We start from the raw sequence: 16,575 nt of genomic DNA, 5'->3' as shown, positions 1-16,575 counted from the left end.
CGGGTGGCAGGGCTGTGACCTTGCCCTCGCCGTGGCTGTGACCTGCGCCTCCCGGGGGTGAAGTGGCCGGATTCGTACGGTCAGGGCGTGTCGTCGGCGAACTCCGGGATCAGCGCGCACAGCGCCTCGCGCTGCGCCGGGCCGATGACGTGGCCGACCGCCTGGCCGACCGTCTCGGCGAGGGCGGCGGAGGCGTCCTGGATCTGGCGGCGGGCCTTGTCGGTGAGGGCGACCTCGATGCCCCGCTTGTCGCCGCAGGCGGCCTTGCGGGTGACGAGGCCGGCGTGCTGGAGGCAGGCGATCTGGTAGGTGAGGCGGGTCTTGGGGCGGCCCAGGAGCTCGGCGATGCGGGTCATGCGCAGACCCTCGCGGGGCTGCTCGGCCAGCAGGCACAGGATCAGGAACTCGTCGTGCGAGACGTCCAGAGTCTCCTTCACGACCGACCGCAGCCGCTGCTCCACCGCACCGGTCGCGGCCAGCAGCAGCATCCAGGCGCGCAGTTCGGCCGGGAGCAGCCCGCCGCCCGCGTGGGACGGACATTCGGGCAGCTCTGCGGGGTGTTCCTGGGCGGCGGCCATGGCATCGAGTCTACCTGTTGTCCAAATTTGGATATTGGGTTAGCGTGCAGCCGTACCGCAGTCATCCAAATTTGAACCACCAAGGAATCGGAGTACGGCCATGACCGTCACCGTGGCAACCGGCCTCTGGCAGCTCGACCCGACCGCCTCCACCGTCGCCGTCGGGCACAAGACCTTCTGGGGCATGGTCACCGTCAAGGGCACCTTCGCGGGCGTCACCGGCCGGGGCGAGGTGGCCGCCGACGGCACCGCCAGCGGCACGGTCTCGATCGACGCGACCTCGCTGGACACCAAGAACAAGAAGCGCGACGACCACCTGCGCTCGGCCGACTTCTTCGACGCCGACAACCACCCGGAGATCACCTTCGCGGTGCGCAGCGCCCGGCGCACCGGTGACGAGGTGAAGGTCGACGGCCAGCTGACCGTCCGGGGCATCAGCAGGCCGCAGCAGGCCACCGCGAAGCTGGTCTCGGCGGACGCCGACGGGCTCACGCTGGAGGCCGAGTTCCAGGTGGTTCGCGAGGAGTTCGGCATCACCGTCAACCAGATGCGCATGATGGGCGGCCCCACCACGGTGACCGCCACCCTGCGCTTCACCCGCACGGGGGCCTGAAGCGCCCCGTAAGGGGCGCTGGGGGTACCCCCGGCCGAAGGCTGGGGGAGGAACTGCGTGACCAGCCACGACGGCGCCGCGGTCGACGGATCACGGCGATTCCGGCGGAGCGTCTAGCGGACCGTACGGCTGATCTTCACGTCCCGGCTGGACAACGTCTGCGGATCCGCGGTGAAGGCGCGCAGCCGGATCCGGGTGCTCGGCTTGACGGGGATGCCGAACCTGCCGTTCGACGGCCTGAGTTCGACGCTCGCCGTGCCGTGCCCGGGGATCGTCGCAGGACCCCGTACCAGCAGCCAGTACTTGCTCATGCCCTGGCCCGTCGTGAGCGTGTAGTGCGGGGTGAGCGGGGCGCTCCCCGTGTTGACCACCTTCAGCGTCATCGCCCGCACCACCGCGGCCTGGTGCCCGTCCCGCCGCAGAGCGGTGATCTCCATCCGCAGCGGCGGCCGGCCGGACACCGCGAGCGCCGCGCTCACCAGCGCCGGGGCGAGCAGCAGGACGACCGTCACGATCAGGGCGGGACGGCGGCGGGGTCCGGTCAGCAGGGCCGGACGCGGCTGCCAGGCGTGCTCGAACTCGGACAGCGGGGCGGTGACGGCCGCCGCCAGCCACAACGGGGTCATCAGCAGGTAGTAGCCGTCCTGGGAGCGGGTCGCCAGGAAGAAGGCGAGCCACGGCAGCACGGTCGCGGCCGGCCCGAGCCGGCGTACGAAGAGCACGAACAGGGCCAGCAGGGCCGCCGCGAGGAGCATGCTCGCGTGCGAGTACCAGTCGATGCGGTCGCTGCCGTTCGTGTAGTAGAGCGTGATGTCCACCAGGCCCTGGCCGTGCACCACGGCACCCTGGGTGAGCGGCAGCGCGATCCCGCGCAGCCAGCGGCCGGGCTCGGACACGATGAAGTACGTGTTGATCAGCAGCCACACCGTGACGGCCACCCCGGTGATCCGCAGGACCACCAGGGCGGCGGCCCGGCCGCCGAGCTCCCCGCGCCGCACCGCGTAGATGCCGGCCAGCAGGAACGGCGCGACGAACCACGGCAGTTGCTGTGCCGCGCAGGCGGCCCCGAGGCACGCGGCCCGCGCGATCCCGGCCGTCCCCAGCCGCCCGCCCTGCCCGATCCGCGGCCAGCGCACCACCACCGGGATCAGCAGCGCCAGGGCGATGACGGCCGGGTAGCCGACCCGGGAGTAGGTGGAGAGGAAACCGAAACCCAGGCAGCTCAGCGTCGCCGCCGAGCGCCACGGCACCGGGAGCATCCGCCACAGCACGACCGTGCCGGCGATCAGGGCGCCCGCGCACACCGCCGTCGCGGGGGCGCCGTGGTGGCCGAGCCACAGCAGCGGGACGGTCAGCAGCGGGGCCAGCGGTGGATAGCCGTAGGTGTAGTCGTAGCTGCCGCCTATCGTCGGCGTGAGGGCGACCCCCTTGCCGCCGAACAGCCACGGCCAGGGCTGTCCGTACACCGGGTGGCCGGCTACGAGTTCCCTGGCGGCCTGGGTGGTGAGGACGCCCTCGTCGCCGCCGTTGTGGTTCAGCACCCACGCGCACAGCGCCAGCGCCACCGCCGTGACCAGGACCACCAGGTCGAGGCGGGCCAGCGACCGGGTGCTGCGGACTGTCAGCGTCAGCACGCCGGTCACCAGGATCGAGACGTAGCAGAGGGAGATCAGGGCCGCCAGGACCTGGTGGTGCGTCACCGCCTGCGTCCACACCGACCGGGTGCCGATGAACAGGCCGATGTCGGCGAGGAGGGTCAGCACGCGGTGCCAGGGGGCGGGGGCTCCGGCATCGCCCGGAGCGGCGGACACCGCCGACTGTGTCCGCCGGTCGGGTGTCACCTGTTGTGTTTCTGCCAAGCGCACGGACCGGACGGTAATCGCGGGCGGTGAGCACGGCGTCACAGGAGGAGAAGAGTCCGGTGTGAGGGCGGTAAGAGGCCCCCAATGCGCGGCAATCGGCTGAATAGTGACAAGATCACTTCTTTCCTGTCCGGGTACCCGGAAACGCTCGCGCTTCGTGTCGCTGTTGGGCCGAACGGGTGACTTGGCGTAAGAATTGGCTGGTGCAGGCATCGAGTGCGAGTCAGGTCAGGGGGAGCCGGTGAGCCGTTACGACGTCACCGATGAACAGTGGGAGGGGCTCGCCCAGGTGGTGCCGCTGCGTGGCCGCGACGCCTGGCCGTCGGCGGTGGACCACCGGGCGCTGCCGGACGCGGAGACCGAGACGCGCCGCCGTTTCGTCGTCCTGCGGGTCAACGTCTTCGCCGACGCGCGTGACGTCGCCGAGACGCTGATGGCCGGGATACCGGTCCTGCTCGACCTCACCGGCGCCGAGACGGAGGTCGCCAAACGCGTCCTCGACTTCAGCACGGGCGTGGTCTTCGGCCTGGCCAGCGGAATGCACCGGGTCGACCGCAACGTCTTCCTCCTCACCCCGCCCGGCACGGAGGTCGGCGGGCTGATGGAGGGCGCGGGGGTCTCCGGGGGCTGACGACCGGTCCGGCGCAGAGGCCGGGCAGATCGGCGGGACGGCCGGACATCCCCCGATCGAAGGAAGGGCAGGTGGGCGGAACGGTTCGCCGGGCGGCCGGAGGCCTACGGTCCGCATATGGCCGTGCCCTCTGCCTCGTCCGCGTCCCGCCCTTCGCCCTTCGCCGGTTCCGCCTCGGGCGATACGTCGGCCCCGTCGCCGTCGCCGTCGTCGGCCGCGTCGCCGTTGCCGCCGCTGCCGCCGTCGCCCGACGACAGGGTGCCGTCGGTGGCGCCGAACGCGCCGACGGGGCCTGGCGGTTCGGCCCCCGGGCGGCCCCGCCCGGCAGGCTCGGGCGCGCCCGCCGGGCCGTCGGAGACCGTCCCGCGCGCCCGCGCGGGCGGCCGGGGCGCACCGTCTGCCGCCGCACCGGCTCCCCGCCCGGCACCTGCCCCCGCCCCGCGTCGTGACCCCCGCCCCCGCGTCACCGAGCTCCGCCTCTCCGCCTTCGCCCGGCATCGTGGCGCGACCTTTCCCGTCGGGCAGGTCACCCTGTTCGCCGGGCGCAGCGGGAGCGGGAAGAGCGCGGCGCTCGCCGCCTACGAGGCGCTCGCCCGGCTCGGGGGCGGGGCCGCGCTCGCGGACGTGTTCCCGGACCCGGGCGCGCTGGTGCCGGAACGGGCCCGGCCCGACGCGCAGCGGCGCCGGGGGTTCCGCATCGGGTGTACGGCCGACGGTGCCGAAGGGCCGGTGCGGCTCGACCTCGCCGTCCAGGCCGAGCCCGAACTGCGCGTCGTCGGCGAACGACTGACCGCGGGCGACCTGGTGCTCCTGGAGACCGCGCTGCGCGACCCGAGCCGCCCGGCCGTGCAGGCCGCCTGGCACACCGCGGGCTCCGCACCGGTGACCCGGGCCCCGCTCCCCGACGACCGCCTCGGCACCGCCCTGCTGCCGCTGCGCGTCGCCGGGAAGACGGACGGGCAGCGGCAGGTCCTCGCCGCCGCCGAGCAGATGGTCGTCGCGCTGCGGTCGGTGTTCCCCTGCGACCCGCGGCCCGAGGACATGCGCACCAGCGTCCGCACCGGCTCCGGCCGGCTGCTGCGCGCCTGCGGCAACCTCGCCGACGTCCTGTGGCGCACCCGCACCGAATGCGGCCGCCGGCACGGCCTGCTCGTCGACGCGGTGCGCACCGGCTGTGCCGGCCCCGTCGTCGACCTGTTCGCCGAGCCGCTCGGCGACGGCACGGTACGGGCGCTCCTCGACCGCGGCGACGGCCACCGCACGGAGCTGGAGCGGCTCGGCGACGGCGAACTGCGCTACCTCGCCCTCGCCCTGGTCCTCTTCACCGGACCCGGCGTCCTCGCGGTCGACGCACCCGGCGAGGTCCCCGACGCCATGCGCGGCCTCACCGTCCTCGCCGACGGCTTCGACCGCAGCCTGGACCCGGGCCAGCGCGCCGCACTGCTGCGCACGGCCGTCCTGATGGGCGAGCGCGGCCACATCCGGCTCGTCGGCGCGGTGAGCGACGCCTCATGGGCCGAGGGAGCGGAGGCGATCACAGTGGTACACCTGGACGCGTGACCGATGAACCCCTCGACGTGGTGGGACTCCAGCGCCGGCTGGCCGAGTTCGCCGCCGTCCGCGACTGGCGGCAGTACCACACCCCCAAGAACCTGGCCTCCGCGCTCAGTGTGGAGGCGTCCGAACTGGTGGAGATCTTCCAGTGGTTGACCCCGGAGGAGTCCGCCCGGGTGATGGCCGACCCCGGCACCGCCCACCGGGTCACGGACGAGGTCGCCGACGTCCTCTCCTATCTCCTCCAGCTCTGCGACGTCCTGGACATCGACCCGCTGGCCGCGCTCGCCGCGAAGATCGACCGCAACGAGAAGCGGTTCCCGCCCGCCTGACGGGCTGTCGGGACGGCGTGGGCAAGGAGTTCGGCGCTCCGGTTTAACGCTCAGTAGCCATCACCCCGCCCGAATCCGAATTGTTGTCCACAGATTTCCGTCTTCCTCTGGTTACACGTCTCGGGAACCCTCACTCTGGGTAGTGAACTACTGAGTGCGGCAGGGCAGTTCGGACCGACGGGGACGGGGCGACGGATGGACGCGATGCGGCTCATCGTGGCGAGCAGACAGGCGCTGGCGCACGGCGCGGGCGTTCCGGAGATGATGACCGAGGTGTGGCAGGCCCAGGCCCTGGCCCAGGCGATCGGCAGCCGGCTGGCCGTCTCCGGCCCGCCCGAGCTGCGCGGCGAGGCCCTCGGCCTGACCGAGCTGGCGGGCCGGGGCTGCGGCGTGCTGGGCACCCCCGACCTGGACCCCGGCACCCTGCGCGCCGCCCAGCTCACCGAACTGGACGACGCCCGCCAGACCCTGCTGAGTCTCGGCGGCCTCCTCGCCGAGGCCGGCATCGCGCTGGTCGGCATGGCCAGCGCCGCGGCCGACGAGGCGACGTACTGGCAGTGCATGGAGGCCATCGACGCGGCCGACGAGTCCCGGGACAGGGTCCTGGAGATGCTCCGCAAGCTGGCGGCCAGGGAGGAGGTCCGCGACGGTTGAGCGTTCCGCTCGAAGAGCCGGGATGTGCCGTCTGCCGTCTGCCGTCTGCCGTCTGCCGTCTGTGTCTGCGGCGCCGTCGTGGCTGGTCGCGCGGTTCCTCCCCCGGCCTTCGGCCGGGGGTACCCGCAGCGCCCCTGAAAACACCGGGGTGACCGCCCCTTCAGGGGCGCGGGGCCGTATCAATGTGCGGCTCCGCCGCGTGGGCGCGACCGGCCCCCACCGGCCCGCACCCGACCGACGCACCGGCCCCCGCTCGGCTCGGCCGGCAGCGCTAGGGCCTCGGACGTGCCTCCTGGCCGAGGCCGGCCTCATCCCTGGCGAGCCGCTGCAGGTCCGCGTTCAATGCCGCCATGAGTTCCTCCATCTGCTGGAGCAGCCCCTTGGGCTGACCGGAGGAGGGGCCACCCTGTGGTGGAACGGACTCTTCGGACAAGACGGCCTCCTCGGCCCCCCGGCCCGCCGTCTGCTGCGGGCCACGAACGACGCGCGGCGACGGCGACCGTCCGGCGCGGGTGCCGGACGGCCCGGCTCCCCCCACCCAACGATCACCGCACAGCCCGGTCACTGGCCCGCGCAGCCCCGAGGCCCCGCCGTTGACGACATTCACCCGGGGGTGGACGCCCGTGACGGGCGGTGCCGATGCGGTTGACGGGGCGGCGGCCGTGCAGGATAGGTGTATGGACCTTCGTATCTTCACCGAGCCCCAGCAGGGCGCGAGCTACGACACCCTCCTCACCGTCGCCAAGGCCACCGAAGACCTCGGATTCGACGCCTTCTTTCGCTCCGACCACTATCTGAAGATGGGCGACGTGGACGGCCTGCCCGGCCCCACCGACGCCTGGGTCACCCTCGCCGGACTCGCCCGCGAGACCAAGCGGATCCGCCTCGGCACCCTGATGACAGCAGGAACCTTCCGGCTGCCCGGCGTGCTCGCCATCCAGGTCGCCCAGGTCGACCAGATGTCCGGCGGCCGGGTCGAACTCGGCCTCGGCGCGGGCTGGTTCGAGGAGGAGCACAAGGCGTACGGCATCCCCTTCCCGAAGGAGAAGTTCGGCCGCCTGGAGGAGCAGCTGGCGATCGTCACCGGGCTCTGGGAGACCAAGCTCGGCGACACCTTCGACTTCCACGGCACCTACTACGACCTCACCGGCTCGCCCGCGCTGCCCAAGCCCGCCCAGGCGCGGATCCCGGTGCTGATCGGCGGCCACGGCGCCAGCCGCACCCCGAAGCTGACCGCGCGGTACGCCGACGAGTTCAACATGCCGTTCGCCTCCGTCGAGGACAGCGAGCAGCAGTTCGGCCGGGTGCGGGCCGCCGTCGAGGCGGCGGGCCGCGGGGCGGACGAGCTGACGTACTCCAACGCCCTCGTGGTCTGCGTCGGCAAGGACGACCAGGAGGTCGCCCGCCGTGCCGCCGCCATCGGCCGCGAGGTCGCCGAACTGAAGGAGAACGGCCTGGCCGGCACCCCCGCCGAGGTCGTCGAGAAGATCGGCCGCTACGCCGAGATCGGCTCCCGCCGCTTCTACCTCCAGATCCTCGACCTCTCCGACCTCGACCACCTGGAGCTGATCTCCACGCAGGTCCAGTCGCAGCTGTCGTAACCGGCCGGGGTCGCGCATCCGGTCGGCTGTGACACGGCTGTGACCGGAGCTATGGCTTCCGTCACAGTCGTCCGGCGTCCGCCCTGATGAGGTGGCCGGATGCGCAGACCCCGCCCTCGTCTCCTCGCCCCCGCCGCCGTCCTCCTCCTGGCCACGGCCTGTGGCACGGAGCACTCGGCCGCCGGTGGCGGAGCCGGCGCGGCCGTCCCGGCACCCCGCGCCACCGTCACCGACCCCCCGGTGGACGGCGTCCGGATCACCTCGGTCACCATCCCCTCCGCCTCCCCGACCCCGTCCGCCACCCCGGGCTCGGTGCACGCGGACCGGCTGCCCGGCGACTCCGGCATCTCCGCCGCCTACCAGGTCGGCAACGACGGCGACCAGGCCATGACCTACACCGTGCTCTTCGACTTCACGACGGACACCGGCGCGGTCATGGCCAACAAGGAGGTGACCGTGCCCGGGGTCCGGCCGGGCCACAGCGCCGGCGGAACCGTCGAGTTGGGTGTGCTCGTCCCCGGTGCCTCCCCGGTGACGCGGGTGAAGGTGGCCAAGGTCACCAAGGTTCCCGCCGACGAGGCACCGTCCCGGACGGGCGCCTGCCCCGCCTCCGGTGTGCGGCTGTGGGCCGACGACGGCGACGCCGCGATGGGCCTGCGGGTCGTCGGACTCCACCTGGAGAACTGTGGAAAGCGGGACTACACGCTCGACGGCTACCCGGCGCTGAGCCTGCTGGACGACGACCGTAAGCCCGTCGACGGCATCCGCATCCTGCACGGCGGCGCCGCCGTCGCCACCGGAACCGGCTTCGACGAGCCGCCGGGCCCGCTGGTCCTGAAACCCGGTGAGACCGCCCTCTCCGGCCTGGTCTGGCGCAACACGACGCTGGCGGGCACGGCCGTGAACGTGCCCTACGTCCGGGTCCTGGCGAAGCCGGGCGCCGCGCCCGTGACGGTCACCCCGGGCCTCGATCTCGGGACCACGGGCAAGCTCGGCGTCGGCGCGTGGAAGCGGGCCGACGGCTGAGCGTTCCGCTCGAAGAGCCGAGATGCGTCGCGTCGTTGTTCGTCCGCGGCGCCGTCGTGGCTGGTCGCGCAGTTCCTCCCCCAGCCCCGGAGAAATTCCGCGCACCCACTCGCGTCCCTAGGTACGTTGGAACCGCGAACAACCGCGCGACCAGCGCTTTCGCACCCTTTCCTGACCCTTTTCGAGGCGACCCACCGTGTTCCTGACGATCACCACCACCGGCACCCCCGAACGTCCCGCGACCGACCTCGGGTTCCTGCTGCACAAGCACCCCGACAACGCGCAGACCTTCACCACCTCGCACGGCATCGCGCACGTCTTCTACCCCGAGGCGGATGCCGAGCGCTGCACGGCGGCGCTGCTCCTGGAGGTGGACGCGGTGGCGCTGGTCCGGCGCGGCAAGGGCAAGGGCCGCGGCGGCGCACCCGACGCGGCGCTCGCGCAGTACGTCAACGACCGCCCCTACGCGGCCTCCTCGCTGCTCGCCGTGGCGATCGGCAACGTCTTCTCCAGCGCGATGCGCGGCGTCTGCAAGGCCCGCCCCGATGCCCCGGCGCAGCCGCGGCCGTTGCGCGTGGAGGTACCCGCGCTGCCCGCCCGCGGCGGCCCCGGCCTGGTACGGCACCTCTTCGAGCCGCTCGGCTGGACGGTGACCGCCGAACCGGTCGCCCTGGACGCCCGGTTCCCGGAGTGGGGCGAGTCGCGGTACGTCGGACTGGTCCTGGAGTCCGAGGCGCTGACCCTCTCCGAGGCGCTGCGGCACCTCTACGTCCTGCTCCCCGTCCTCGACGACGCCAAGCACTACTGGGTCTCCTCCGAGGAGGTCGACAAGCTGCTGCGCGCGGGCGAGGGCTGGCTGTCCGGCCACCCCGAGCAGAAGCTCATCACCAGCCGCTATCTCTCCCGCCGCTGGTCGCTGACCCGGCAGGCGATGGAACGGCTGGAGCTGGTGCGGCTCGCCGAGACCGACGACAGCGAGGTCGAGGAGATCGACAACGCGGTCGAGGAGGAGACGGAGACCGAAGAGAAGCCGACCCCGCTCGCCGTGCAGCGCCGGGAGGCGATCCTCGACGCGCTCCGGCGCTCCGGCGCCGCCCGGGTCCTCGACCTCGGCTGCGGTCAGGGCCAGTTGGTGCAGGCGCTGCTGAAGGACCCGTCCTTCACCGAGATCGTCGGCGTCGACGTGTCGATGCGGGCGCTCACCATCGCCTCCCGGCGGCTCAAGCTGGACCGCATGGGGGAGCGGCAGGCCGCCCGCGTCAACCTCTTCCAGGGCTCGCTCGCCTACACCGACAAGCGGCTGAAGGGGTACGACGCCGCCGTGCTCAGCGAGGTGATCGAACACCTCGACCTGCCACGGCTGCCCGCCCTGGAGTACGCCGTGTTCGGCGCCGCCCGCCCGCGCACGGTCCTCGTCACCACCCCGAACGTCGAGTACAACGTCCGCTGGGAGACCCTCCCCGCCGGCCACACCCGGCACGGCGACCACCGCTTCGAGTGGACCCGCGAGGAGTTCCGCGCCTGGGCCCACCGGGTCGCCGAACTCCACGGCTACGACGTCGAGTTCACCCCCGTGGGCCCGGACGACCCCGAGGTCGGCCCACCCACCCAGATGGCCGTCTTCGAACTACGCACGGCCACCGAACGCGCCGCGAAGGAGGCGAAGGCGGCATGACCGGGACACAGCGCACCGGACGGGTCCTCCCCGTCACCGACCTCTCCCTCGTCGTCCTCGTCGGCGCCTCCGGCTCCGGCAAGTCCACCTTCGCCCGGCGCCACTTCAAGCCGACCGAGGTCATCTCCTCCGACTTCTGCCGCGGTCTGGTCTCCGACGACGAGAACGACCAGAGCGCCACGAAGGACGCCTTCGACGTCCTCCACTACATCGCCGGCAAGCGGCTCGCCGCCGGCCGCCGCACGGTCGTCGACGCGACCAGCGTCCAGCAGGAGTCCCGGCGCCAGCTGATCGACCTGGCCAAGCGGTACGACGTGCTGCCCGTCGTCATCGTCCTCGACGTGCCCGAGGAGGTGTGCGCCGAACGCAACAAGGCCCGCACCGACCGGGCCGACATGCCCCGCCGGGTCGTCCAGCGCCACATCCGCGAACTCCGCCGCTCCCTGCGCCACCTGGAGCGCGAGGGCTTCCGCAAGGTGCACGTCCTGCGCGGTACCGAGGAGATCGAGTCGGCGACCGTCGTCACCGAGAAGCGGTTCAACGACCTCACCCACCTCACCGGCCCCTTCGACATCGTCGGCGACATCCACGGCTGCGCGAACGAACTGGAGTCCCTGCTCGTCAAGTTGGGCTACCAGGACGGCGTGCACCCCGAGGGCCGTACGGCCGTCTTCGTCGGCGACCTCGTCGACCGCGGCCCCGACAGCCCGGGCGTACTGCGCCGGGTGATGTCGATGGTCGGCTCGGGCAACGCCCTGTGCGTGCCCGGCAACCACGAGAACAAGTACGGCCGTCACCTCAAGGGCCGCAAGGTCCAGCACACCCACGGACTCGCCGAGACCATCGAGCAGATGGCCGGCGAGAGCGAGGAGTTCCGGGCGCAGGTACGGGAGTTCATCGACGGACTGGTCAGCCACTACGTCCTCGACGGCGGGAAGCTGGTCGTCTGCCACGCCGGGCTGCCCGAGAAGTACCACGGCCGCACCTCCGGCCGGGTCCGCTCGCACGCCCTGTACGGCGAGACCACGGGCGAGACCGACGAGTTCGGCCTGCCCGTGCGCTACCCGTGGGCCGAGGACTACCGGGGCCGCGCGGCCGTCGTCTACGGCCACACCCCGGTCCCGGAGGCGACCTGGCTGAACAACACCATCTGCCTGGACACCGGTGCGGTCTTCGGCGGCAAGCTGACCGCGCTGCGCTGGCCGGAGCGGGAGCTGGTCGACGTACCGGCCGAGCGGGTCTGGTACGAACCGGCCCGCCCGCTGCTCACCGAGGCGCCGGGCGGCCAGGACGGACGCCCGCTGGACCTGGCGGACGTCCACGGGCGCCGCGCCGTCGAGACCCGTCACCAGGGCCGGATCGCGGTCCGCGAGGAGAACGCGGCGGCCGCCCTGGAGGTGATGAGCCGCTTCGCGATCGACCCCCGCCTGCTGCCGTACCTGCCGCCGACCATGGCCCCGACGGCCACGAGTCACGTCGACGGCTACCTGGAGCACCCGGCGGAGGCCTTCGCCCAGTACGCCGCGGACGGGGTCGCCCGCGTGGTGTGCGAGGAGAAGCACATGGGCTCGCGAGCGGTGGCGCTGGTGTGCCGGGACGCGGAGGTCGCGCACAAGCGCTTCGGCGTCGCCCCCGGCCCGACCGGCTCCCTGTACACCCGCACCGGGCGCCCGTTCTTCGCCGACGAGTCGGTGACCGAGGAGATCCTCGGCCGCATCCGCGCCTCGGTCGACGCGGCCGGCCTCTGGGACGAACTCGCCACCGACTGGCTGCTGTTGGACGCCGAACTGCTGCCCTGGTCGCTCAAGGCCTCCGGCCTGCTGCGCACCCAGTACGCGGCCGTCGGCGCCGCCTCCGGCGCGGTCTTCCCGGGCGCGCTGGCCGCCCTGGAGCGTGCGGCGGGCCGGAGCGTGGCGGTGACCGACCTGCTGACCCGGCAGCGTGAACGCGCCGCCGACGCGGCCGCGTTCACCGACGCCTACCGCCGCTACTGCTGGACCACCGAGGGCCTGGACGGGGTGCGCCTCGCCCCCTTCCAGATCCTCGCCGTCCAGGGCCGCAGCCTCGCCGCGCTCCCGCACGACGAGCAGCTCGCGCTCCTGGACCGGCTGGTCGAGCACGACCCCACCGGCCTGCTGCAGACCACCCGGCGCCTGCACGTCGACACCGGCGACCCGGAGTCGGTGCGGGCAGGCGTCGACTGGTGGCTGGAGATGACCGGCCGGGGCGGCGAGGGCATGGTCGTCAAACCGGCTGACGCGCTGGTCCGCGACCCGCAGGGCCGGCTGGTCCAGCCCGGCATCAAGTGCCGCGGCCGGGAGTACCTGCGGATCATCTACGGCCCCGAGTACACCCGCCCCGACAACCTCACCCGCCTGCGGGGCCGCTTCCTCAACCACAAGCGGTCCCTGGCGATCCGCGAGTACGCCCTCGGCCTGGAGGCCCTGGACCGCCTCGCGGACGGCGAGCCGCTGTGGCGGGTGCACGAGGCGGTGTTCGGGGTGCTGGCCCTGGAGTCGGAGCCGGTGGACCCGCGGCTGTGAACCGCGGCGGCTCCGGCCTGCCGGTCAGCCGACCAGCCGCAGCCGCCGCGAGCACGCCCCCACCCGTACGGTCTGGCCCCAGGTCAGCTCCAGGGAGTCGGTCTCGATGCCGTCGCCGAAGGCGATCAGGCGGTCCGACTCGACCGTGAGGGTCAGGGCCGCCGAGGCCGTCAGCTCGCCGGCGACCAGGGAGGTCCCGGTCGCCGGCGAGGGCCAGGCCTCGCGGACGAACCAGAGGAGGCGGTCCTCCGCGGGGGCGGGCAGCGGGAGCCGGGCGCCGCGCTCCCGCCACACCGAGCCCAGCCAGCCGGTGGCCCCCGTGCCGGTGCCCACCAGCACTCCGGAAGAGGCCTGGGCCTCGACGACACCCCCGTCGTTCTCGAGGCCCAGGCGGTATCGGGCGGTCTGATGACCGGCGGCACCGAAGTAGATCTCGTTGAGCGCCACGAGCCGCTGGGTGTCGTCGGCGACCGCCTCGACCATCGTCAGCTCGTCGGCGCCCGTGGCCGTGGCCGCGACGGAGGCCAGCAGGACGGGTGCCTGCTCCGGGCGATGCCGTACCAGCACCCCCGGGTTGCGGCCGGGGTCGGTGTCGACGCCGATCACCGGCTGGCCGTCCAGGTACTTGGCCACGTTCGCCACCAGCCCGTCCTGGCCGACCACCACGACCACGTCCTCCGGCGCGAACAGGAAGCGGTCCAGGTCGGCCCGCTCGACCCGGGCCTGGCGCCAGGCCAGCGGCACCGCCGAGGTCACCTCCGCGAGCGCCCGCCGGGTGCGCCGGTGGCGTTCGGCGACCTCGGCCATGTCCCGGCCCCGGGAGGCGAGGAAGAAGGCGGCCTGGCCGTGCGTGCCGTGCCGGGCCACCAGCTCCTCGTACTCCGTGGTCCGGTGGACGAGCACGGCCCGCGGCGCGAGGCTCACTCCCGCTCCCCGCCCAGCCTGGCGAGCAGCCCGGTCAGCACGTCGGGCGACACGGTCACGCTGTCGATGCGCGGCAGGTTCTCGGCGAGCCGGGCGCCGGTGAGGGCGTGCAGCGTGGCCACGTCCGCCTCGCCGTGCACCCGCAGCCAGGCAGCCTGCGCCGCGGCCCGCGCCTCACCGACCTCCCGGGCCGCCGCGGCCTCGGCCCGCGCCAGCGTGACCGCCCGGGCCGCCTCCGCCTCGCCCAGCTTCGCGGAGCGCGACGCCTCCGCCTCCGCCAGCCGTACCGTGCGCGCCGCCTCCGCGTCCGCCAGCTTCACGGACCTGGCGGCCTCCGCCTCCGCCAGCTTCACCGTGCGGGTGGCCTCCGCCTCTGCCCGGACCGCGTCGGCCGCCGCGTGCTCCTCCGCCTCCCGCCGCGTGTTGGTGCCCCGCTGCTCGACCAGCTGTTCCTCGCGGCGGGCCAGTTCGATCTGGCTCGCCAGCTCGTTCTCGGCGATCGCCCGCTCCCGCTCGACGGCCACCGCGCGCCGCTCGTACGTCGCCCGGTCGGCCTCCTGCTGGATCTGCTCGCGGGCCGGGGTGCGCAGCGCCCGCTCCACCTCGGGCTCCGGCCGCAGGGCCATCACGCGGACGGCCACCACCTCGATGCCGGTTGCGGGCAGCCGCGGTTCCGCGGCCAGGCCGGCCGCGATCCGCTCCCGGACCACCGCCACCCCGTCGACCAGCGCCTCCGCGAGCGGGGTGCGGGCCAGCGCGTCCAGCGCGTGCTGCTGGGCCGTCTCCGTCAGCAGGGTGCCGAGCTGTTCGAGGGGGGTGCCGCGCCAGACACCGGTGTCCGGGTCGATGGAGAAGTCGAGACGGGCGGCCGCGACGGCCGGGTCTCCGACGCGGTAGGTGACGGTCGCCTGGACCGCCACGTCCTGGAAGTCGGCCGTACGGGCGTGGAAGGTCATCGCCAGTTCACGGTCGTCGACCGGTATTTCGGAGATCGCCGCGGTGAGCGCGCGGAACCAGAAGCTGAGCCCCGGCCCGTCGTGCAGCAGCTTCTCGCCCCGGTGGTGTCTGACGTGCGCCGTCGGCGCGCCGCGCAGATGGCGCCAGCCCAGGCGCCGGGTGATGTCGGCCATCGGATCCGCCCCCTCGCTTTTAGAGTCAAGTTGACCATAATCCTGGACCCTGTTTGTCGTCAAGGGGACGAGAACAAGAAACGGTCGAGCAGGGGGTGAACACGGTCGCCGATGGTCAGGATGGAGGCATGGGATTCCACGTCGACTCCGAGGCCGGGCGGCTGCGCCGCGTCATACTCCACCGGCCGGATCTGGAGCTCAAAAGGCTCACCCCGAGCAACAAGGACGCCCTCCTCTTCGACGACGTCCTCTGGGTGCGCCGGGCCCGGGCCGAGCACGACGGCTTCGCCGACGTGCTGCGCGACCGCGGGGTCGCCGTCCACCTCTTCGGCGACCTGCTCGAAGAGGCGCTGGAGATCCAGGCCGCCCGCACCCTCGTCCTGGACCGGGTCTTCGACGAGAAGGAGTACGGCCCCCTCGCCACCGACCACCTGCGCACCGCCTTCGGGAAACTGCCGGCGGCCGAACTGGCCGAGGCGCTGGTCGGCGGCATGACCAAGCGGGAGTTCCTGGCCGCCCACGAGGAGCCCACCTCGGTCCGCTTCCATGTCATGGACCTCGACGACTTCCTCCTCGAACCGCTTCCCAACCACCTCTTCACCCGCGACACCTCCGCCTGGGTCTACGACGGCGTCTCCATCAACGCCATGCGCTGGCCCGCCCGGCAGCGCGAGACCGTGCACTTCGAGGCGATCTACCGGCACCACCCGCTCTTCCGCGGCGAAACGTTCCACGTGTGGTCGGAGGGGCAGGCCGCCTACCCGTCCACCATCGAGGGCGGCGACGTCCTGGTGATCGGCAACGGCGCGGTCCTGATCGGCATGAGCGAGCGCACCACCCCGCAGGCCGTCGAGATGCTCGCGCACAAGCTGTTCGCGGCCGGCTCGGCGCAGACCATCGTCGCCCTGGACATGCCGAAGCGGCGCGCCTTCATGCACCTCGACACCGTGATGACGATGGTCGACGGCGACACCTTCACCCAGTACGCCGGGCTCGGCATGCTCCGCTCGTACACCATCGAACCGGGCGCCGGCGACAAGGAGCTCAAGGTCACCGACCACCCGCCGGAGCACATGCACCGGGCCGTCGCCGCCGCCCTCGGCCTCAGCGAGATCAGGGTCCTGACCGCCACCCAGGACGTGCACGCGGCCGAGCGCGAGCAGTGGGACGACGGCTGCAACGTCCTCGCCGTCGAACCCGGGGTCGTGGTCGCCTACGAACGCAACTCCACCACCAACACCCATCTGCGCAAGCAGGGCATCGAGGTGATCGAGATCCCGGGGAGCGAACTGGGGCGGGGGAGGGGCGGGCCGCGGTGCATGAGCTGCCCGGTGGAGCGGGATGCCGTGTGAGGAGCGCCGCATAAGACGCCTTTCCTCGTGGCGGGACCTCGCGGTCCGGGAGGAGGCCGCCCGGCGGGCGATGCCGTTCCCGCCGGCCGGTCGCATCACG

The 16,575-nt window shown here is 73.0% G+C and carries 15 protein-coding genes; 10 read left to right on the top strand and 5 right to left on the bottom strand.

Features of this window, described 5'->3' with window-relative positions; genetic code table 11:
• Positions 1-80: 80 nt before the first annotated feature.
• Positions 81-578: a MarR family winged helix-turn-helix transcriptional regulator gene (locus ACFY6U_RS04120; protein WP_390034962.1), complete on the bottom strand. Its 498-nt coding sequence runs from the start codon at positions 576-578 to the stop codon at positions 81-83.
• A gap of 100 nt (positions 579-678) precedes the next feature.
• On the opposite strand from ACFY6U_RS04120, the gene ACFY6U_RS04115 reads away from it, so the two are divergent.
• Positions 679-1,191 (top strand): YceI family protein, encoded by a 513-nt coding sequence (locus tag ACFY6U_RS04115; protein WP_390034961.1) that lies wholly within the window; start codon positions 679-681, stop codon positions 1,189-1,191.
• 113 nt (positions 1,192-1,304) lie between these two features.
• Here ACFY6U_RS04115 and ACFY6U_RS04110 read toward each other — a convergent pair whose 3' ends face one another.
• Positions 1,305-3,002, bottom strand: coding sequence for a hypothetical protein (locus ACFY6U_RS04110; protein WP_390034960.1), 1,698 nt, complete (start codon positions 3,000-3,002; stop codon positions 1,305-1,307).
• A gap of 292 nt (positions 3,003-3,294) precedes the next feature.
• On the opposite strand from ACFY6U_RS04110, the gene ACFY6U_RS04105 reads away from it, so the two are divergent.
• From ACFY6U_RS04105 to ACFY6U_RS04090, 4 genes are all read left to right on the top strand, one after another.
• A complete protein-coding gene (locus tag ACFY6U_RS04105) occupies positions 3,295-3,684 on the top strand; it encodes a cell division protein SepF (protein ID WP_093498570.1) in 390 nt (129 codons plus the stop codon).
• 117 nt (positions 3,685-3,801) lie between these two features.
• On the top strand, positions 3,802-5,244 hold the full coding sequence (locus ACFY6U_RS04100; RefSeq protein ID WP_390034959.1) for an ATP-binding protein: 1,443 nt from the start codon (positions 3,802-3,804) through the stop codon (positions 5,242-5,244).
• Positions 5,196-5,570: a nucleotide pyrophosphohydrolase gene (locus tag ACFY6U_RS04095; RefSeq protein WP_390034958.1), complete on the top strand. Its 375-nt coding sequence runs from the start codon at positions 5,196-5,198 to the stop codon at positions 5,568-5,570. The genes ACFY6U_RS04100 and ACFY6U_RS04095 overlap by 49 nt, the downstream gene beginning before the upstream one ends.
• A 195-nt stretch (positions 5,571-5,765) precedes the next feature.
• The gene (locus ACFY6U_RS04090) at positions 5,766-6,224 is read left to right on the top strand and encodes a DUF6099 family protein (RefSeq protein WP_351501272.1); all 459 of its coding nucleotides are present in this window, start codon (positions 5,766-5,768) and stop codon (positions 6,222-6,224) included.
• A 271-nt stretch (positions 6,225-6,495) separates the two neighbouring features.
• Here ACFY6U_RS04090 and ACFY6U_RS04085 read toward each other — a convergent pair whose 3' ends face one another.
• Entirely contained in the window at positions 6,496-6,657 is a 162-nt protein-coding gene (locus ACFY6U_RS04085; RefSeq protein ID WP_390034957.1) for a hypothetical protein, read from the bottom strand.
• Positions 6,658-6,901: 244 nt separating this feature from the next.
• On the opposite strand from ACFY6U_RS04085, the gene ACFY6U_RS04080 reads away from it, so the two are divergent.
• The 4 genes from ACFY6U_RS04080 (at position 6,902) to ACFY6U_RS04065 (ending at position 13,069) form a co-directional block, all read left to right on the top strand.
• Positions 6,902-7,825: an LLM class F420-dependent oxidoreductase gene (locus ACFY6U_RS04080; protein ID WP_390034956.1), complete on the top strand. Its 924-nt coding sequence runs from the start codon at positions 6,902-6,904 to the stop codon at positions 7,823-7,825.
• 99 nt (positions 7,826-7,924) lie between these two features.
• Entirely contained in the window at positions 7,925-8,851 is a 927-nt protein-coding gene (locus ACFY6U_RS04075; RefSeq protein WP_390034955.1) for a DUF4232 domain-containing protein, read from the top strand.
• A 196-nt stretch (positions 8,852-9,047) separates the two neighbouring features.
• A complete protein-coding gene (locus tag ACFY6U_RS04070; RefSeq protein ID WP_390034954.1) occupies positions 9,048-10,526 on the top strand; it encodes a 3' terminal RNA ribose 2'-O-methyltransferase Hen1 in 1,479 nt (492 codons plus the stop codon).
• On the top strand, positions 10,523-13,069 hold the full coding sequence (locus tag ACFY6U_RS04065) for a polynucleotide kinase-phosphatase (protein ID WP_390034953.1): 2,547 nt from the start codon (positions 10,523-10,525) through the stop codon (positions 13,067-13,069). The genes ACFY6U_RS04070 and ACFY6U_RS04065 overlap by 4 nt, the downstream gene beginning before the upstream one ends.
• Before the next feature lie 24 nt (positions 13,070-13,093).
• Here ACFY6U_RS04065 and ACFY6U_RS04060 read toward each other — a convergent pair whose 3' ends face one another.
• Together ACFY6U_RS04060 and ACFY6U_RS04055 are read right to left on the bottom strand one after the other, a co-directional pair.
• Positions 13,094-13,993: a hypothetical protein gene (locus ACFY6U_RS04060; protein WP_390034952.1), complete on the bottom strand. Its 900-nt coding sequence runs from the start codon at positions 13,991-13,993 to the stop codon at positions 13,094-13,096.
• Entirely contained in the window at positions 13,990-15,123 is a 1,134-nt protein-coding gene (locus ACFY6U_RS04055) for an SPFH domain-containing protein (protein ID WP_390034951.1), read from the bottom strand. Before ACFY6U_RS04055 ends, ACFY6U_RS04060 begins: the two co-directional genes overlap by 4 nt.
• Positions 15,124-15,251: 128 nt before the next feature.
• On the opposite strand from ACFY6U_RS04055, the gene ACFY6U_RS04050 reads away from it, so the two are divergent.
• The gene (locus ACFY6U_RS04050) at positions 15,252-16,475 is read left to right on the top strand and encodes an arginine deiminase (protein ID WP_390034950.1); all 1,224 of its coding nucleotides are present in this window, start codon (positions 15,252-15,254) and stop codon (positions 16,473-16,475) included.
• Positions 16,476-16,575 lie beyond the last annotated feature (100 nt).

It is taken from the genome of Streptomyces sp. NPDC013157 (genome assembly GCF_042899865.1).
Lineage (GTDB): Bacteria > Actinomycetota > Actinomycetes > Streptomycetales > Streptomycetaceae > Streptomyces.
This window is presented reverse-complemented; position numbering and strand designations above follow the sequence as displayed.